At 72.6% G+C, this 17,652-nt stretch carries 15 protein-coding genes; 7 read left to right on the top strand and 8 right to left on the bottom strand.

Annotated features, from left to right (window positions below):
* Positions 1–43: 43 nt before the first annotated feature.
* From GA0070619_RS03360 to GA0070619_RS03340, 5 genes are all read left to right on the top strand, one after another.
* Positions 44–646, top strand: a complete 603-nt coding sequence (locus GA0070619_RS03360; protein ID WP_088946700.1) for a PadR family transcriptional regulator — start codon at positions 44–46, stop codon at positions 644–646.
* Positions 643–1,377 (top strand): ABC transporter ATP-binding protein, encoded by a 735-nt coding sequence (locus GA0070619_RS03355; protein WP_231927249.1) that lies wholly within the window; start codon positions 643–645, stop codon positions 1,375–1,377. The genes GA0070619_RS03360 and GA0070619_RS03355 overlap by 4 nt, the downstream gene beginning before the upstream one ends.
* Positions 1,374–4,145 carry an FtsX-like permease family protein gene (locus GA0070619_RS03350; RefSeq protein ID WP_088946698.1) on the top strand — a complete coding sequence of 924 codons (2,772 nt, stop codon included), beginning with the start codon at positions 1,374–1,376 and terminating at the stop codon, positions 4,143–4,145. Before GA0070619_RS03355 ends, GA0070619_RS03350 begins: the two co-directional genes overlap by 4 nt.
* An 85-nt stretch (positions 4,146–4,230) precedes the next feature.
* A complete protein-coding gene (locus tag GA0070619_RS03345; protein WP_088946697.1) occupies positions 4,231–4,731 on the top strand; it encodes a nitroreductase family deazaflavin-dependent oxidoreductase in 501 nt (166 codons plus the stop codon).
* Between the two features lie 33 nt (positions 4,732–4,764).
* The gene (locus GA0070619_RS03340) at positions 4,765–5,499 is read left to right on the top strand and encodes a hypothetical protein (RefSeq protein ID WP_088946696.1); all 735 of its coding nucleotides are present in this window, start codon (positions 4,765–4,767) and stop codon (positions 5,497–5,499) included.
* Positions 5,500–5,505: 6 nt separating this feature from the next.
* Here the strand turns inward: GA0070619_RS03340 and GA0070619_RS03335 are convergent, their stop codons facing one another.
* Positions 5,506–6,219, bottom strand: a complete 714-nt coding sequence (locus GA0070619_RS03335) for a VIT1/CCC1 transporter family protein (protein ID WP_088946695.1) — start codon at positions 6,217–6,219, stop codon at positions 5,506–5,508.
* Positions 6,220–6,274: 55 nt separating this feature from the next.
* Positions 6,275–7,132, bottom strand: coding sequence for a type I methionyl aminopeptidase (map, locus tag GA0070619_RS03330; protein ID WP_088946694.1), 858 nt, complete (start codon positions 7,130–7,132; stop codon positions 6,275–6,277).
* A 95-nt stretch (positions 7,133–7,227) separates the two neighbouring features.
* On the opposite strand from map, the gene GA0070619_RS03325 reads away from it, so the two are divergent.
* Entirely contained in the window at positions 7,228–7,542 is a 315-nt protein-coding gene (locus GA0070619_RS03325) for an STAS domain-containing protein (RefSeq protein WP_172861968.1), read from the top strand.
* Between the two features lie 21 nt (positions 7,543–7,563).
* Here GA0070619_RS03325 and GA0070619_RS03320 read toward each other — a convergent pair whose 3' ends face one another.
* From GA0070619_RS03320 to GA0070619_RS03295, 6 genes are all read right to left on the bottom strand, one after another.
* Complete coding sequence (locus tag GA0070619_RS03320; protein ID WP_088946692.1) at positions 7,564–11,223, bottom strand: SpoIIE family protein phosphatase; 3,660 nt, start codon at positions 11,221–11,223, stop codon at positions 7,564–7,566.
* Positions 11,224–11,416: 193 nt separating this feature from the next.
* Positions 11,417–11,968 (bottom strand): pyridoxamine 5'-phosphate oxidase family protein, encoded by a 552-nt coding sequence (locus tag GA0070619_RS03315; RefSeq protein ID WP_088946691.1) that lies wholly within the window; start codon positions 11,966–11,968, stop codon positions 11,417–11,419.
* A gap of 47 nt (positions 11,969–12,015) precedes the next feature.
* Positions 12,016–12,714: a gamma-glutamyl-gamma-aminobutyrate hydrolase family protein gene (locus GA0070619_RS03310; protein ID WP_088946690.1), complete on the bottom strand. Its 699-nt coding sequence runs from the start codon at positions 12,712–12,714 to the stop codon at positions 12,016–12,018.
* A 173-nt stretch (positions 12,715–12,887) separates the two neighbouring features.
* The gene (locus tag GA0070619_RS03305; RefSeq protein ID WP_088946689.1) at positions 12,888–13,655 is read right to left on the bottom strand and encodes a 3-oxoacyl-ACP reductase; all 768 of its coding nucleotides are present in this window, start codon (positions 13,653–13,655) and stop codon (positions 12,888–12,890) included.
* 5 nt (positions 13,656–13,660) lie between these two features.
* Positions 13,661–15,016 (bottom strand): aldehyde dehydrogenase family protein, encoded by a 1,356-nt coding sequence (locus tag GA0070619_RS03300; RefSeq protein WP_088946688.1) that lies wholly within the window; start codon positions 15,014–15,016, stop codon positions 13,661–13,663.
* Positions 15,017–15,038: 22 nt separating this feature from the next.
* The gene (locus GA0070619_RS03295; protein ID WP_088946687.1) at positions 15,039–16,403 is read right to left on the bottom strand and encodes a glutamine synthetase family protein; all 1,365 of its coding nucleotides are present in this window, start codon (positions 16,401–16,403) and stop codon (positions 15,039–15,041) included.
* A 91-nt stretch (positions 16,404–16,494) separates the two neighbouring features.
* Between GA0070619_RS03295 and GA0070619_RS03290 the strand changes: the two genes are divergently transcribed.
* The gene (locus tag GA0070619_RS03290) at positions 16,495–17,640 is read left to right on the top strand and encodes a PQQ-dependent sugar dehydrogenase (protein ID WP_088946686.1); all 1,146 of its coding nucleotides are present in this window, start codon (positions 16,495–16,497) and stop codon (positions 17,638–17,640) included.
* Positions 17,641–17,652: the final 12 nt, after the last annotated feature.

Raw genomic sequence — 17,652 nt, 5'->3', positions numbered from 1 at the left:
CTCCGGTTGCGGTGCGCATACCAGGTATGCATACTCCGTTGCCATGTCCATCCGTCACGGGTTGCTCGCCCTGCTCGAACGCGGCCAGATGTACGGCTACCAGCTGCGCGCCGCGTTCGAGGAGTCGACCGGCTCGACTTGGCCGCTGAACATCGGGCAGGTCTACACCACGCTGTCCCGGCTGGAGCGCGACGGTCTGGTGCGCCCGCTGCCGGAGAGCGAGGCCGGGCAGCGCCCGTACGAGATCACCGACGCCGGCCGGGCGGACCTGGCGCTGTGGTTCGCGACCCCGGTCAGCCGAACCGACCGGCCCCGCGACGAGCTGGCGATCAAGCTGGCGTTGGCGCTGACCACCCCCGGTGTCGACGTCCGCTCCGTGGTGCAGGCCCAGCGCAGCGCGACCATGCGGGCCCTGCAGGAGTTGACCCGGTTGAAGTACGGCAGCAACCGACCGGAGGACCTCCCCTGGCGCCTCGTGCTGGACTCGATGGTGTTCCAGGCCGAGGCCGAGGTGCGCTGGCTGGACCACTGCGAGACGAGCCTGGTCCGGCACCAGCCCAGTGATCAGGCACCCGCACCTCCCCGACCGGGTGACGCCGACGCACGTGCCGCTGCCAGATGGGCCGGCGAGGAGGCGCGACGGTGAGCGGGTCGGACGACGCGGTGCTGGAACTCCGCGCCGTCCACCGCACCCACGGCGCCGGACCGGCGGCGGTGCACGCGCTGCGCGGCGTCAGCCTGGCCGTCCGGCCCGGTGAGCTGGTCGCCGTGATGGGGCCGTCCGGCTCCGGCAAGTCGACGTTGCTGGCCCTCGCCGGAGGGCTGGACCGCCCGACCGGCGGCGAGGTCCGGGTCGAGGGACAACCGCTGGGGGCACTGGACCGGCGCGGGCTCGCCCAACTGCGTCGCCGCCGGATCGGCTACATCTTCCAGCAGCTCAACCTGCTCGGCAGCCTGAGCGCACTGGAGAACGTGGCGCTCCCGCTGGAACTCGACGGCACCAGCGGCCGCCGGGCCCGGGCGCTGGCCATGGCGGCGCTCACCGAGGTGGGTCTACCCGCACTGGGTGACCGCTTCCCGGACCAGCTCTCCGGCGGCCAGCAGCAGCGGGTGGCCATCGCCCGCGCCCTGGTGGGAGAACGCCGACTGGTGCTCGCCGACGAGCCCACCGGGGCACTGGACTCGCAGACCGGTGAGGCGGTCCTCCACCTGCTGCGCCGCCGGATCGACGCGGGCGCCGCCGGCGTGCTGGTCACCCACGAGGCGCGACATGCCGGCTGGGCCGACCGGGTGGTGTTCCTCCGCGACGGGGTGCTGGTCGACACCACGGCACCGTTGGGCAGCGTGGAGCAACTGCTGTCCGGCAGCGACCGGTGACCAGCCGCCGGACCAGGCAGGCCCCTGGCCGGGTGGACGCCCCCACGGCGGAGCCGGTCGAGCCACCCGCTCTCGTCGGCCGGCGGCGGATCGCCGAGCTGACCGGCTCCTGGCGGACGGCGCTGCGCATCGCCCGGCGGGAGTCCCGTCGGGCCCGACGACGGACCGCCCTGGTGCTCGCGATGATCGCCCTGCCGGTGGCGGCGCTGGCCTTCCTGGCGGCGAGCTACGACATGGCCGAGCTGACTCCGCAGGAACGCGTCGACCGCCGGCTCGGCGTGGCCGACGCGGAATTGCGCTGGATCGCCGACAACCCGGTGGGACAGGACGAGCGGGGTGAGGGCTGGTTCACGCGGGACGACACGTACCTGCCTCCCGCGAAGGCGACCGCGGCCCAGTTGACCGCGCTGCTCGGGCCCGGAAGCCGGGTCACCGAGGTACGCACGTACATCACCCTGACGCTGCGGGGCCCACACCGCGACGAGGAGGTGACCGGGCGGGCGCTGGACCTCGACGACCCGTTGGCCCGCGCGCTGGTGCGGTTCCGGGCCGGCCGGGCGCCGCAGCAGCCCGGCGAGGTCGCGGTCAGCCCGGCGGCGCTGCGTCGCCTGGACCTCCACCTCGGCCGTGCCGTCGCCGTGGCCGACGGAAGCAGGGCGTACACCGTGGTCGGTGTGGTCGAGTTCCCCGACGATCTCGGCCCGTTGGTGGCGTTGCACCCGGGAGCCGCGCCGCCGACCGGTCCCGAGACGGACAGCGTGTGGCTGGCGGACATACCCGGAGCCGTCGACGCCGCCCTGGTGTCCCGGCTCAACGACCGGGGGGTGGTGGTCACCCCACGTCCCCCGACCCAACCGGACCGGTCGTGGCTCGGCTCGATCAACCTGGGCGACACCAACGACCTCAGCACCGGCGTGCTGATCGCCGGCCTCGGGCTGCTGGAGGTCGTACTCCTGGTCGGGCCGGCGTTCGCCGTCGGCGTCCGTCGCCGTCGGCGGGATCTGGCGCTGGTCGCGGTGGCCGGCGGGGACGCCGCCCAGCTCCGCCGGGTCGTGCTGGCCGACGGAGTGGTGCTGGGTGTGCTGGGCGCCGCCGCCGGCCTGCTCGTCGGTGTCCTCGCGGCGTTCGCCGCTCGTCCACTGGTGGAGCAGTACGTGTTCGGCGCGCGCTTCGGCGGGTACCGCTGCTGGCCCGCGGCGCTGGTGCTGCTCGGTGGGGTCGCGGTCCTGGCCGGGGTGCTCGCCGCGCTGGCACCGGCCTGGTCGGCCGCACGGCAGGACGTCAGCGCCGGCCTGACCGGTCGGCGTACCCCACCGGTGTCCCAGGCCCGCTGGCTGGCCCTCGGCCTGGGACTGGTGGCCGGCGGGGCCGGACTGGCGGCGTTCGGGGCCGCCCGGACCTCACCGGCGGTGATCCTCACCGGCCTGATCCTCGGCGAACTGGGCCTGGTCTGCTGCACGCCCACGCTGATCGGGGCGCTCGCCCGCCTCGGTCGGGTGTTGCCACTGGCCCCGCGGATCGCGTTGCGCGACGCGAGCCGCAACCGGGCCGCCGCGGCGCCGGCCATCTGTGCAGTGATGGCCGCCGTCGCCAGCAGCGTCGCTCTCGGCGCGTACCTCGCCAGTGACGGCGAGCGCGACGCGCGCGCCTACCAGGCGGCACTGCCGGTCGGCCACGTGCGGGTCGACCCGATCGAGTCGACCCGGCAGCCCACGCTGACCCAGGTCGCCGCCGCGGCCCGGGAACAGTTGGGCACCGGCGCTGTCGCCCCGCTGCACAGCCTGGGCTGCGGGCCGGCGAGCACCGGCTACTGCGAGGTCACGCCCGTGCTCCCGGTGGAGCAAGCCTGCCCGTGGCAGCCCCGGGACGGCCTTCCCGAGTCCGACCGCCGGCAGGCCCGCGCCGACCCCCGCTGTCGCATCCGTGAGACGGACTACTTCGGCGGGTACGTGCAGACCGGGGTGGACGACGGGACCGCTCTGCCACTGCTCACCGGCGCGGACCCGGCGACGACCGCCGCAGCCGCGGTGGTGCTGCGCGCCGGTGGCGTGGTGGTGACCGACCCGCGCTACCTGCACGACGGCCTGGTGACCGTACGCGTCAACGAGGTGGAGGCCGGACCGGACCCGCCGACCGGTGTCCGTGACCTCCCGGGGTACGCGCTGCCCCGGGCGGTCGGCCCGCCCCGCCTGCTGCTGTCCGGGACCGCGGCCCGAGAACTCGGCCTGACCTGGTCACCGGCCGGCTGGGTGATCGGCACCACCAGTGCGCCCGACGAGGACCATCGGAAGCGCTTCGCCGCCGCCCTGCGGTCCTTCGGGACGGTCTCGCTGAGCGTGGAGTATGGCGCTGCACCCCGCGACGTGTCACCGCTGCTGCTGCTCCTCGCGGCGGCGGCCGGTGTGATCACGGTGGGGGCGGCGGGGATCGCCACCGCGCTCGCCGCTGCCGAGGGGCGCGCCGAGATGACCACCCTCGCGGCCGTCGGCGCGGCACCCGCGTTGCGCCGGCTGCTGGCGATCTGCCAGGCCGGGGTCATCGCCGGGCTCGGTTCGGTGCTCGGCATCGTGGCCGGGCTCGGCACCGCCGCGATCGTGCTGTTCTCGGTCAACCGGCAGTACGCGGACGACTGGCCGTTCGCCGACCCGTACCCGATCCTGGTGCCGTGGCCCGCGCTCGGGGTCCTGGTGCTGGTGCCGGTGGTGGCGATGCTCGGGGCCGGGTTGTTCACCCGCGCCCGGCTGCCGATCGAGCGGCAGATGGACTGACCGCCGCGCGGTGGCCGGCCGGTCGGCGATCCGGGCGCGTACGGGGGGGTGCCGCCGGAGCCCGGCAGCGGGCAGACTGATCCGCGTGTCAGTGCTGGGAACTCTCACCCGTCGAGTCGGTCATCATCGCTGGTTCGGTGCCGCCGCACGCCTGCTGGTGCCCGCCGACCGGGTGGTCGGTCGGCTCACCCGGGGCCGGGTGGTGGCACTCGGCCTGATCCCCTCCCTGGTCATCACCACGACCGGCCGTCGCTCCGGAAAGCCACGCAGCAACCCGCTGCTCTACGTGCCCGACGGCGACGCGTACGTGGTGATCGGTTCCAACTGGGGGCAGACGCAGCAGCCCGGCTGGGCGATGAACCTGCTCGCCAGTCCGACAGCCGAGGTGGACGTGAAGGGCCTGCGGGTCCCGGTGCGGGCCGACTTGGCGTCCGGGGCCGAACGTGACCGGCTGTGGCAGCTGCTGGTCACCGAGTGGCCCGCGTACCGCAGCTACGTGCAGCGGGCCGGCGGCCGGGAGATCCGCATCTTCCGGCTGGTGCCGACCGGGCGCGGCGCACCGGCCGGCCCGCCGCCGGCTGGCTAGGCTGACGCTCGGTAGCCGAGGCGAGGTGGTCCCGTGAGCGCGAGGAGTGAGCCGGCTGGCGGCCGGGACCTCGATGATCGACGGTGGACGGTCGCGGAGCGGGTCGCCGAGGCGGTCCGACGGCGGTTTCCGGCCGACGTGCTCACGGTCGCGGTGCACGGGCCCCTGGCGCACGGCGACGACGACGGCGGTGGGGACCGCGAGGCGGGGATGCTGGTGGTCACCTATCGGTCCGGCGCGGGTCCACCGCCCGCGACCCGGCGGGTGGACGGGGTGCTGGTCGACCTGACCGTGGCCGCCGCCGAGGACTACCTGGCGCAGGCCCGGGTGCTCTCCCCACTGTGGCCGTTGACCGCCGACCGGTACGTCACCACGCAGGCGTTGCACGACCCGACGGGCTGGTTGCGGACGCTGCGCGACGAGCACCTCGGCCGGTTGGCGAGGGCCCGGCCGGCGGAGTTCAGCACCGCGGCCCGGCAGGCCTGGTACAGGGGCAGCGCGGCGCACGCCCGGGCCGCCCGACTGGCCGAGTGGTACGAGACCGACCAGGCCCTGCTGATGCTCGGTGAGGCCCGGTTGGCGGCGGCCACGGTGACCGGTCTGCTGAGTCGCACCTACTTCCGTGATCCCGGGGACGCGGTACGACGCACCGGGTTGGCCGGCGCGGACATGACAGAGGTGGGTGTGGTGCTGGCCCGGCAGGCCGAGGAGTTGGCCGCCCGTGGTCGTGGGGTGGACGGCACTATCGACGAGCTGCTCACCGGTTGACCGGTGTCACAGCCCGCCCTGCACGCCGATCAGCGAGCCGATGAGGTAGGTGGCGCCGGCTGCGGCGGCACCCAGCAGCAGTTGGCGCAGGCCGCTGGTCCACCAGGGCCGGTTGGTGAAGCGGGCCACCACCGCGCCCGCGACGAACAGCCCGAGCCCGCCGACGGCCAGTGCGAGCCACAGCTCGGTGGCGCCGAACAGGTAGGTCAGTAGCGGGACCAGTGCGCCCAACGAGAAGAACAGGAACGACGAGATCGCCGCGGCCCACGGGCTGGGCTGGTCGTCGGGGTCGACGCCCAACTCCTCGCGGACGTGCACCCGCAGCGCCTCCTCCGGGTCACGCCGCACGGCTTCGGCGACCTGGGTGGCGAGATCACGGGGAAGGCCGCGTGCCACCCACGCGTCGGCCAGCTCCCGGGCCTCGGCCTCGGGGTGCCGTTCCAGCTCCCGCCGCTCCTTGGCCACCTCGGCGGCGACCTGTTCGTTGGCGGAGCGCACGCTGGTGTACTCGCCGAGACCCATCGAGATCGCACCGGCGACCAGGCCGGCGGAGCCGGTGAGCACGATGCTGTGCGACGAGACCCCGCCGCCGCCGACGCCGGCGATCAGGGCGATGTTGGTGACCAGGCCGTCCATCGCGCCGAAGACGGCAGGACGCAACCAACCGCCGGAGACGTCCGCGTGGTGCGCCTCCCGCAGGGCTGCCGGGGCGTCGGTCACGGCGCCTGCCCTTCGTTCGCGACTGCGGGACTTCGCTTCGCTGCGTTCCTCGCGCTCACGGCAGGGTCAGGATCTCGTGACCGCTGTCGGTCACCACGATGGTGTGCTCGAACTGGGCCGTCCACCTGCGGTCCTTGGTGACCACGGTCCACCCGTCGTCCCACATGTCGTACTGGTAGGTGCCGAGCGTGATCATCGGCTCGATGGTGAACGTCATACCCGGTTCCATGATGTCCGTGGGGCGCGGGCTGTCGTAGTGCGGAACGTAGAGCCCGCTGTGGAAGGACTCGCCGATGCCGTGGCCGGTGAAGTCGCGGACGACGCCGTAGCCGAACCGCTTGGCGTACGACTCGATGACCCGGCCCACCACGTTGATCTGGCGGCCCGGGGCGACGGCGCGGATGCCGCGCATCATCGCTTCGTGGGTGCGCTCGACCAACAGTCGGGCTTCCTCGCTGACCTCACCGACGCAGAAGGTGGCGTCGGTGTCGCCGTGCACCCCACCGATGTACGCGGTCACGTCGACGTTGATGATGTCGCCGTCCTGCAGGACGGTGGAGTCCGGGATGCCGTGGCAGATGACCTCGTTGAGGCTGGTGCAGCAGGACTTCGGGAAGCCCTTGTAGCCCAGCGTCGACGGGTACGCGCCGTGGTCGCAGAGGAACTCGTGCACCACCTTGTCGATCTCGTCGGTGGTCACGCCCGGCTTGCAGTGCTCGCCCGCGAGCTGGGTCGCCTGGGCGGCGAGCCGGCTGGCGATCCGCATCTTCTCGATGGTTTCCGGCGTCTGCACGTGCGAGCCGCGCCACTCCTGCGGGCGCTTCTTGCCCACGTACTCCGGTCGGGTGATCTGGGATGGCACCGGTCGCAGCGGGGAGAGCGTGCCTGGTGTCAGCGGCGGGCGAACGGTCATGCGACAAGCCTATCGCCGGGGTCGCTGGTGACCCGCGCCACGGCCGCTCGGGAGTGGTTGTTGCCCAGCCTGGTCGGCTGTGCCATGGTGTCAGCGTGGATCAAGGTGGAGCACCGCCAGTCTTCTCCGCCAGCGCGGAGATCGATGGTGACCACCTCCACGTGGTGGTGGCCGGTGAGGTCGACATGGCCACCGCCGACACCATGCTCCAGACCGCGCTGCGCGAACCCGCCGGGCAGGTCACCCTGGACCTGAGCGCTGTCACCTTCTTCGACTCGGCCGCCATCCATGCTCTGGTCCGGCTCGCCCAGCAGTTTCCGGGCGCGCTCACCGTCCTGCCGTCCCGGCAGGTCCGCCGGGTGCTGGAGATCTCCGGCCTGGGTGAGCAGACCTGGCTCGACCCGGCCTGAGAGACGCCGCCGGGCGCACTGTCAGTCCCGCAGCTGCCGGCGCAGCGTCACCTCGGTGCCCTCATCGGTACGCCGCACAGTGAGGTCGCCCAGCGCCCTGATCAGGGACAGGCCGCGCCCCCGGAACCCGGAGTCGGTCGACTCGCGCCACTGCCCGCTGTCGCGCACGGTGGCCGTCACCGTCCGGTCCTCGATGGCCACCTCCACGCTGATCATGGCCTCGGCGGGGTGGATCGGGTGCTCGATGGCGTTGGCGGCTGCCTCGGAGACCGCGACGGTCAGGTCGAACACGTCCGTCTCGTTGACGGCGTGCGCGACCAGGAAGTCCTCCAGACGCTTACGCAGCACACTCAGCCGGGTCGGGTCCGCCGGCAGTCGCAACGCGAAACGGTTCAGCTCCACCGCCTCCAGTGCGAGGACCGCCACGTCGTCGCGGCGCGGCCGACCGGCGACCCGCTTCACCACCGCGTCGATCAGGTCCGCCATGTGCTCGCTGGGGGCCGCCGCGTCGACGCGCAGCTGGGCCAGCGCGGCGTCGATGTCGATCTGGCGGTCCTCGATCAGCCCGTCGGTGTAGAGCAGCAGCCGGCTGCCGGGAGCCAACTCCCCCTCGACCGCCTCGTACGTCGCGCCCGGGAGGGCGCCGACCGGTGGACCGAGCGCCCGGTCGTGCAGGAACGTCACGTCGCCTCCCGTGATCAGCAGCGGCGATGGGTGGCCGGCGCTCGCGTACCGCAGGCGGCCGGTGCGCGGGTTGAACAGCAGACAGACCACCGTGGCGAAGGATCGGCGTTCGGTGGACACGACCAGCCGGTTGAGGCGGGTCAGCGACTCCCCCGGGTCGTAGCCCTCCAACAGGTACGCCCGCAGCGCGTTGCGCAGTTGTCCCATGGCCGCAGCGGCCTGGACACCCTTGCCCACCACGTCGCCGATCACCAGCACCAGTTCGTCCTCTTCGAGGGCGATCGCGTCGTACCAGTCGCCGCCGACCTCGACGTCGGCGCTGCCGGGCAGGTAACGGCTGGCCACGACCGCTCCCGGCAGCCGAGGCAGCGACCGGGGCAGCAGACTGTGCTGCAACGTGCTGGCGATGCGGTGCTCGGCCTCGTAGAGCTGGGCGTTTTCCAACCGCACCCCGACCAGGCGGGCCAGCTGGGTCAACGCGGCCTCGTCGGCCTGCGTGTCGTCAGCGGCCGGCCCCCAGACCCGCAGCTCGCCGAGGGGCTTGCTGGTGGTGCCGGTCAGCTCGGCCACGAAGGACGGGTCGGTGACGGTGGCACCGCCGGTGTCCGCCTCGCCACGGGCGCCGGTCGCGGTGACCACCACCCGGGCGGCCTCGGCGAGGCTGAGCGCGTGCCCGGCGGCCACCTGGAGCACGTCGCCGGTCGAGCGGGCGGTGTTGACATCCACCGCCGCGTCGGCCAACGCCCGGAGCCGACGGATGATCTGGCCACGGAGCTGACCCAGCTCGACGTTGGCCCGGACCCGGGCGATCAACTCCTGGCCGGTGAACGGCTTGGTGAGGTAGTCGTCGGCACCGACGGACAGACCGGCGACGGCCTCCGCGGAGCCGGCCCGGGCGGAGAGCAGCACGATCGGCACATGACGGGTACGCGGGTCCGCGCGCAGCGCGCTCACCAGCCCGAACCCGTCCAGCCGGGGCATCATCACGTCGGTGAGCACCAGGTCGAATCCGCCCTCGCGGGCCAGCTGCAGGCCGGCCAGCCCGTCGCTCGCGGTGACCACCTCCCAGGTGGGCGAGAGCAGCCGGGTGACGTGCTCGCGCAGGTCCACATTGTCGTCGACGACCAGGATCCGACCGGCCGGAGCGGCCGCCGTCGGTCGGCTGTCGAACTCGGCTGCCGGCTCGACGCCGGTCCACAGCGCGGTCTCCGCCACATAGAGCCGGGCCTGCTCGGGCTCACCCGCGGGCAGCGGGCGGAACGCCGCCACATGGTCCGCGGGCAGGTGGGCCGACCCGAACGGCACGGTCACCGTGAAGGTGCTGCCCCGGTCGACCTCGCTGGTCAGCCCGACCTCACCGCCGTGCATCTCGACCAGCTCCCGGACCAGCGCCAGACCGATCCCGGTGCCCTCATGGGTGCGCGCACGCACCCCCGGCACCCGGTGGAACCGCTCGAAGACGTGCGGCAACTCGTCCGGCACGATGCCGATGCCGCTGTCTGTCACGTCCAGCCGGGCCACGCCGTCCACGGCCCGGACCCGCACCCGGATCTCGCCGTCGAAGGTGAACTTGACGGCGTTGGACACCAGGTTGAGGACGATCTTCTCCCACATGTCCCGGTCGACGAAGACCGGTGCCGGCAGCGGCGGGCAGTCCACCACCAGCCGCAGCCCGGCCCGCTCGGTGGCCGAGCGAAAGGTGCTGGCCAGCCGGGCGGTGTAGCCGGCGAGGTCGGTGGGCTGATAGCGGGCGGCGAGCCGGCCGGACTCCAGTCGGGAGAAGTCCAGAACGGTGTTGACCAGCTTGAGCAGGCGCAGCGCGTTGCGGTGCATCATGGTGAGCCGCTCGGTGTCGGCGGCGGGCAGCGCCGGGTCGGCCAGCATGTCCTCCAGCGGGCCGAGCACGAGGGTCAGCGGGGTACGGAACTCGTGGCTGACGTTCGCGAAGAAGTTGGTCTTCGCCCGATCCAACGCCGCCAGCTCGGCGGCGCGAGCCCGTTCCTGCTCGTACGCCCGTTGAATGCCCGCCGCCCGGGAGATCTGGGCGGCGACCAGGTCGAGGAAGTCGCGGTAGTCGTCATTGAGCGGCAGCTGGCGGGCCACGCCGACGACCAGCGCGCCGACCGTCTGGTTGGTCGCCGTGAGCGGCAGCACGAGGGCCTGGCCGGCAGCGTCGGCCGGCGGTGCATCGAGCAGCTCGGTCACCTCGACCGTGGCGGGCGCGCCATCGGCGATCACCCGGGTGAGCAGCTGAGACGTGACGTCGACGGCGGGCGGGGCGGTGCCGGTGGCGCCGGAAAGGGCGAGCTGGCCGCTGTCGTCGGCCAGGTAGATCAGGGCGAACGGCAGGTCCGCCCGGTGCCGGCCGAGCACCGTGGCGGCGGTCCGGCCGAGTTCGGCGGCGCTGCCGCTGTCGTTCAGCTCGGCACCCAGTTCGGCGAGTGCCCGCAGCCGACGCTCGCCGAGCACCCGCCCGGTGGTCTCGTTGACGATGCAGTAGACGCCACTGACCGAGCCGTCGTCGCCCAGGATCGGGTCGTACGAGACGTTGAAGTAGGTCTGCTCGACGAAGCCGTACCGGTCCAGCAGGAAGGGGTGATCCTCGCCGCGGTAGGAACGCCCGGTGCTCCGGACGCCGTCGAGCAGCGGGCCGAGCACCGCCCAGGTCTCCGCCCAGTGCTGGCGGGCCGGCTGGCCGATCACCTGCGGGTGCTTGGCACCGATGGTCGGCCGGTAGGCGTCGTTGTAGAAGGCGGACTGCTCGTCGCCCCAGAACATGACGATCTGCGCACTGGAGGCGAGCATCATGCCGACCGCGTTGGAGAGCGCCAACGGCCAGCGACCGGGCTCGCCGAGCGAACTGGTGGACCAGTCGAAGCTGCTCAGCCGCTCGCCCATCTCGCCACCGGACGCGAACGCCGCTGCCAGCATCGGGGGGATCTCGCGGCCGGACACGAAGGGATGCCCGACGTCCCCGCCCCCCTGAGCCGAGCTCATGCAGCCTCCCGCTCCGGCCGTACCCCTCGACCGTTGATCTTCACCCGCCGTGCCTCGACTTGTACCCAAGCGGACCAGCAACGTAACGCATCACGACCGGCGGACGCTGTTTACCTACGCCTGAGCGGTCGGGCACCGGACAGTGCGGGCCCGAGGCGGCGTCGGACGGCGGTCGCAGAGGCGCCCCGACGCGTCAGAAGACAGGCAGCCCGTCGATGCTCGCCGCGTTCCTGGTGGCCCGGTAGACCACCAGGTCATCGGCCGTACGACGCGAGTGTGAGGTGAGCAGCAGATCACGCTCGGCGCGGAAGTCCATCAATGGCACCGCGTAGCCGCAGGAGTCGCTGACCCGCTCCACCTCGACCGTGATCACCGCCCGGACGGCGTGCACGTCCGGCGGTGCGGGAAACTCGGCGAGCCGGTCGGCGAAGGCGTCCTCGGTCACGGCGACGCTGCTGCCCCGACCGTGCAACCGGACGATCTTCGGCGGCCCGTCGAAGGCACAGAACATCAGCGTGATCCGGCCGTTGTCCCGCAGGTGGGCGATGGTCTCCGCCCCGCTGCCGTGGTAATCGAGGTAGGCCACCCGGTGCGCCCCGAGGATCACGAACGTGCCCCGCATGCCCTTCGGCGAGACGTTGACGTGGCCCTCCGCGCCGGACGGAGCGGTGGCCACGAAGAAGACCGCCTGGGCCGCGATGAAGTCACGCAGTCGAGCGTCGATCTCGGGATAGACCTTGCCCATACGCTGATCCTCCCACCGGCGGCACCAGCGCGCGGGGGCGATATCCGTCACACCCGCTGGCCAGCGGCCCCGACCAGGGCGGTGATCGGACGAGGGTCAGGCTCGTTCTCCGGGTGCCACTGCACCCCCAGCACGAACGGCCGGGCCGGGTCCTCCACCACCTCGACCACACCGTCCTCCGCCCAACCCGTCACCGACAACCGGCCCGGGTCGGCGACCGCCTGATGGTGGTACGAGTTGACCCGGTCCACCCCGGCCAACACCGTCGCGGCCAGACTGCCCGGCGCGAACCGCACCGGATGGCTGCCATACACACCGGGCGCCGGACGGTGTGCCTCGTGACCGACCACATCGGGCAGATGCTGGTGCAGTGTCCCGCCGTAGGCCACGGCGAGCAGTTGCATCCCCCGGCACACCCCCAACACCGGCAGCTCGGCGGCGAGAGCGGCGGTCAGCAGGGTCAACTCACCGGCGTCCCGGTCCGGCCGGTCCTCGGTACGCGGGTCGGGCCGCTGGCCGTACCGCCCCGGACCCACGTCGGCGCCACCAGCCAGCAGCAGCCCGTCCAGGACGGCCACCACCTCGCCGTCCACGTCGTCCGGGGGCAGCACCAACGCCCGGCCGCCCGCCGCCGTCACCGCCCGCACGTACGCCGCCGGCACCAGCACGGCCGGCACACCCCTCCAGACCGCCCAGTCGGCCGGTTCGACGTACGCGCTGATCCCGATCAGCGGCCTCGCGCTCACAGGGCTGCCAAGGTTCGCGACTGCGGGGCTCGCAAGACCGGCTCACTCCTCACGCTCACAGTGCCGGCCTCGTTCGCGACTGCGGGGCTCGCAAGACCGGCTCACTCCTCGCGCTCACAGTGCCGGCCTCGTTCGCGACTGCGGGGCTCGCAAGACCGGCTCACTCCTCGCGCTCACAGGGGGGTGACGTAGGCGCCCGTGATGCCGCCGTCGACCACGAACTGCGCGGCGGTCATGAACGAGGCGTCGTCGCTGGCCAGGAACGCCACCGCGGCGGCGATCTCCTCGGGTTGCCCGAAGCGGCCCATCGGCACGTGCACCAGCCGACGGGCGGCCCGCTCCGGGTCGGCGGCGAACAACTCCAGCAACAACGGGGTGGCCACCGGGCCGGGGCACAGCGCGTTGACCCGGATGCCCTCGCGGGCGAACTGCACACCCAACTCCCGGGTCATCGCCAGCACGCCGCCCTTGCTCGCGGTGTACGCGATCTGCGACGTCGCCGCGCCCATCAGCGCCACGAACGAGGCCGTGTTGATGATCGACCCCTTGCCCTGGCGGCGCATGTGCGGAATCGCGTACTTGCAGCAGAGGAAGACGCTGGTGGTGTTGACCCGCAGCACCCGCTCCCACGCGTCGAGGCCGGTGTCCAGGATGGAGTCGTCGTCGGGCGGCGAGATGCCGGCGTTGTTGAACGCGATGTCCACCCGGCCGTGCCGGTCGACCACCCCGTCGAACAGGTCGCGTACCGCCGACTCGTCGGCGACGTCTGCGCGGACGAACTCGCCGCCGCACTCCTCGGCGGCCTTCTCGCCGGCCGCCACGTCGATGTCCACGCAGACCACCCGGGCCCCCTCGGCGGTGAACCGCCGGACGGTGGCCAACCCGATGCCGCTGCCCGCTCCGGTGATAACGGCCACCCGGTCCTGCAATCGACCCTGCACTGGCGTCACTCCTCTGTCGCGATGAACACGTTCTTGACGTCGGTGAAGGAGTGCAGCGCGTCCGGGCCCAGCTCACGGCCGAGCCCGGAACGCTTCATCCCGCCGAACGGGGTCCAGTAGCGCACCGAGGAGTGCGAGTTGACGCTCAGGTTTCCCGACTCGACGGCGCGGGCCAGGCGCAGGGCCCGACCCACGTCCCGGGTCCAGATCGAGCCGGAGAGCCCGTACTCGGTGTCGTTGGCGAGCCGGACCGCGTCGGCCTCGTCGTCGAACGGCAGCACCGAGACCACCGGGCCGAAGATCTCCTCCCGCCAGTGCCGGTCGGCTGGCGAGTCGGCCAGCAGCACTGTGGGGGCGTGCCAGAACCCGGGGCCGTCGGGGCAGGAGCCGGTGAAGGCGACAGTCGCCCCGGTCAGGTAGCCGGCGACCCGGTCGCGCTGGGCCGCGGAGATCAGCGGACCCATCTCGGCGGTGTCCCGGGACGGGTCCTGGACCCGCACCGCGCGTACCGCTGGTTCGAGCAGTGCCAGGAACCTGTCGTACACCGGGCGCTGGACCAGGATCCGCGACCGTGCGCAGCAGTCCTGGCCCGCGTTGTCGAAGACCGCGCCCGGCGCGGTCGCGGCGGCGCGCTCCAGGTCGGCGTCGGCGAACACGATGTTCGCGCTCTTGCCGCCCAGCTCCAGGGTGAGTCGCTTCACCTGGGCCGCACAGCCGGCCATGATCCGGGTGCCGACCTCGGTGGAGCCGGTGAAGCAGATCTTGCGGACCGCCGGGTGGCTGACGAACCGCTCCCCCACCACCGCGCCCTCGCCCGGTACGACGATGAACACGTCGTCGGGCAGGCCTGCCTCGCGGGCCAGCTCGGCCAGCCGCAGCGCGGTCAGCGGGGTCAGCTCGGCGGGTTTGAGCACCACCGTGTTGCCGGCGGCGAGGGCCGGGACGAACCCCCAGGCCGCGATCGGCATCGGGAAGTTCCAGGGGACGATCACGCCGACCACGCCGAGCGGCTCGTGGAAGGTGACGTCCAGCCCGCCCGGCACCGGGATCTGCCGCCCGGTCAACCGCTCGGGCGCCCCGGCGTAGTAGTCCAGGACGTCCCGCACGTTGCCGGCTTCCCACCGGGCGTTGCCGATGGTGTGGCCGGAGTTGCGGACCTCCAGCGCGGCCAGCTCGTCCAGGTGCGCGTCGACCACGGCGGCGAACCGCCGCAGCAGGCGTGCCCGGTCCCCGGGAGCCACCCTCCGCCACGCCTCGAACGCGGTGGCGGCCCGCGAGATCGCCTGGTCAACCTCGTCGACGGAAGCCCCCACGACCTCCTGAAATTCCACCCCGGAAGCCGGGTCCACCAGAACCGTCACGCTCGTCCCCCTGCTCCGTCGATCACAGACGCTCGAAGCCTCGGGTCAGCTCCCAGTCCGTCACCGCCGCGTCGAAGGCGGCCAGCTCGACCCTCGCCTGGTTGGCGTAGTGGGCCACCACCTCGTCGCCGAACGCCTCCCGGGCGACAGTGGAGCCCTCCCAGAGGGCCAGGGCGTCGCGCAGGGTGCCGGGGACCCGCTCGGCCTCCGGGTCGTCGTACGCGTTGCCGGTGCACTCGTCGCCCAACTCCAGCTCACTGTCGATGCCGTGCAGCGCGCCGGCGACCAGGCCGGCGATCGCCAGGTACGGGTTGACGTCGCCGCCGGGCACCCGGTTCTCCACCCGCATGCCCTGCCCGTGCCCGACCACCCGCAGCGCGCAGGTGCGGTTGTCCACCCCCCACCGCAGTGCCGTGGGGGCGAACGATCCGGGCTGGTAGCGCTTGTAGGAGTTGATGTTCGGGGCGAAGAGCAGGCTGAACTCCCGCATGGTCGCCAGCAGCCCGGCGAGCACCCGCTGCCCGGTCTGCGACAGGTGCGCCGGCCCGTCGCCGAGCATCGCCGAGCCACCGGTGCTGTCCCGCAGGGAGAAGTGGATGTGGCAGGAGTTGCCCTCCCGCTCGTTCGGCTTGGCCATGAAGGTGATCGACATGCCCTCCTGGGCGGCGATCTCCTTGGCGCCGTTCTTGTAGATCACGTGGTGGTCGGCGCAGGCGACCGCCTCGTCGTAGCGGAAGGCGATCTCGTGCTGGCCGAGGTTGCACTCACCCTTGGCACTCTCCGGGGTGAGCCCGGCAGCGGCCATCTCGGTGCGGATCCGGCGCAGCAGCGGCTCCACCCGGGCGGTGCCGAGCAGGGAGTAGTCGACGTTGTACTGGTTGGCCGGGGTGAGATCGCGGTAGCCGCGCCGCCAGGCGTCCTCGTACGAGTCGCGGAACAGCACGAACTCCAACTCGGTGCCGGCGTACGCGGTCAGCCCGTGCTCGGCCAGCCGGTCCAACTGCCGGCGCAGGATCTGCCGGGGCGAGGCGACCACGTCACCCGACCCGTCGAGCCAGGTCAGGTCGGCCAGCAGCATCGCGGAGCCGGGCTGCCAGGGCGTGCGACGCAACGTGCCGAAGTCCGGCACCATCGCGAAGTCGCCGTAGCCGCGCTCCCAGCTGGACATCGCGTACCCGTCGACGGTGTTCATGTCGACGTCCACGGCGAGCAGGTAGTTGCAGCCCTCACTGCCGTTGGCCACCACCTGGTCGAGGAAGAAGGGCGCGTGGAACCGCTTGCCCTGCAGGCGCCCCTGCATGTCGACCAGGGCCAACACCACGGTGTCGATCTCGCCGGCCTCGACAGCGACCCGCAACTCTTCCAGCGTCAGTGGCGTTCTGCTCATGAGCGGGCCTCCATCACCAAGGTCTACTGGCAAACCGGATCACCGTCAATGCCCCCGGCGTGGTCGGCGGCAAACCACGCGAGGAGTTGTCATGCGTCTTCGAGCAGTCCTGACCGTCGTCACTCTCGCCATCGCGCTCGGCACGGCGGTGAGCGCCGAGGCGGGGGTTCGTACGCCGGACGGGTCGGTCACCGCAGCCGGTGCCGGCGGGTTCGACTTCGCCCAACCGGAGGTCGTCGCGACCGGGCTGGAAGCACCCTGGGGGCTCGACTTCCTGCCCGACGGCAGCGCCCTGGTGGCTCAGCGCAACCAGGGCACCGTGCTGCGGGTCCGACCCGGCCAACCGACGGTGCAGGTCGCCCGGATCGCCGGAGTGGTCGGCGGCGGCGAGGGAGGCCTGCTCGGCCTGGCCGTCTCTCCCCGGTACCGCCTGGACCGGTGGGTCTACGTCTGCTTCACCACCGCGTCCGACATCCGGATCGCGCGGTTCCGGCTGAACGCGCCGCAACGCCAGCAGGTGATCTTCAGCGGCCCCGTGCGGGCGTCCATCCACAACGGTGGACGGATCGCCTTCGGCCCCGACGGGATGCTCTACGTCGGCGTCGGTGACGCCGGTGTCCCGTCCAACGCGCAGAACCTGGCCAGCCGCAATGGCAAGATCCTGCGGATCCGGCCGAACGGTGGCGTCCCCGCGGGCAACCCGTTCCCCGGCTCGCCGGTGTTCAGCTACGGCCACCGCAACGTGCAGGGTCTGGCCTGGGACGCGCAGGGACGACTGTTCGCCACCGAGTTCGGCCAGGCCACCTGGGACGAGGTGAACCGCATCGTCCCGGGCGGTAACTACGGCTGGCCGGTCGTGGAGGGCCCGAGCAACGATCCCCGGTTCCGTGCCCCGGTGGTCGTCTGGCCACCGGCGCAGGCGTCGCCAAGTGGTGCCGCCTTCGCGGGCGGCACCCTGTTCGTCGCCGCGCTGCGGGGAGCCCGGCTGTGGGCCGTCCCGATCAGCCCCGCCGGGACGGTCGGCACACCGTCCGCCGAGTTGGTGGGTGCCTACGGCCGGCTCCGTACCGTCGAGGTGGCCCCGGACGGCTCCCTCTGGGTGGCCACCAGCAACCGCGACGGCAATGGCACGCCGAGGCCACAGGACGACCGCATCCTCCGATTCACGACCGGCGAGCGGCAGCCGCCACCCGCCGGCCGTGCCGGGTTCCGTCTCGCGGACCCGGTGCAGCCCTGACCCCGGCAGGGC

This window comes from Micromonospora zamorensis (genome assembly GCF_900090275.1).
GTDB lineage: Bacteria > Actinomycetota > Actinomycetes > Mycobacteriales > Micromonosporaceae > Micromonospora > Micromonospora zamorensis.
This window is presented reverse-complemented; position numbering and strand designations above follow the sequence as displayed.

Excerpts from the sequence above, each read along its gene's own strand:
- map (WP_088946694.1), bottom strand. The coding sequence starts at position 7,132 with ATGACCGTTCGCCCGCCGCTGACACCAGGCACGCTCTCCCCGCTGCGA.
- GA0070619_RS03315 (WP_088946691.1), bottom strand. The coding sequence starts at position 11,968 with ATGGGCAAGGTCTATCCCGAGATCGACGCTCGACTGCGTGACTTCATC.
- GA0070619_RS03320 (WP_088946692.1), bottom strand. The coding sequence starts at position 11,223 with ATGAGCTCGGCTCAGGGGGGCGGGGACGTCGGGCATCCCTTCGTGTCC.
- GA0070619_RS03290 (WP_088946686.1), top strand. The coding sequence starts at position 16,495 with ATGCGTCTTCGAGCAGTCCTGACCGTCGTCACTCTCGCCATCGCGCTC.
- GA0070619_RS03295 (WP_088946687.1), bottom strand. The coding sequence starts at position 16,403 with ATGAGCAGAACGCCACTGACGCTGGAAGAGTTGCGGGTCGCTGTCGAG.
- GA0070619_RS03360 (WP_088946700.1), top strand. The coding sequence starts at position 44 with ATGTCCATCCGTCACGGGTTGCTCGCCCTGCTCGAACGCGGCCAGATG.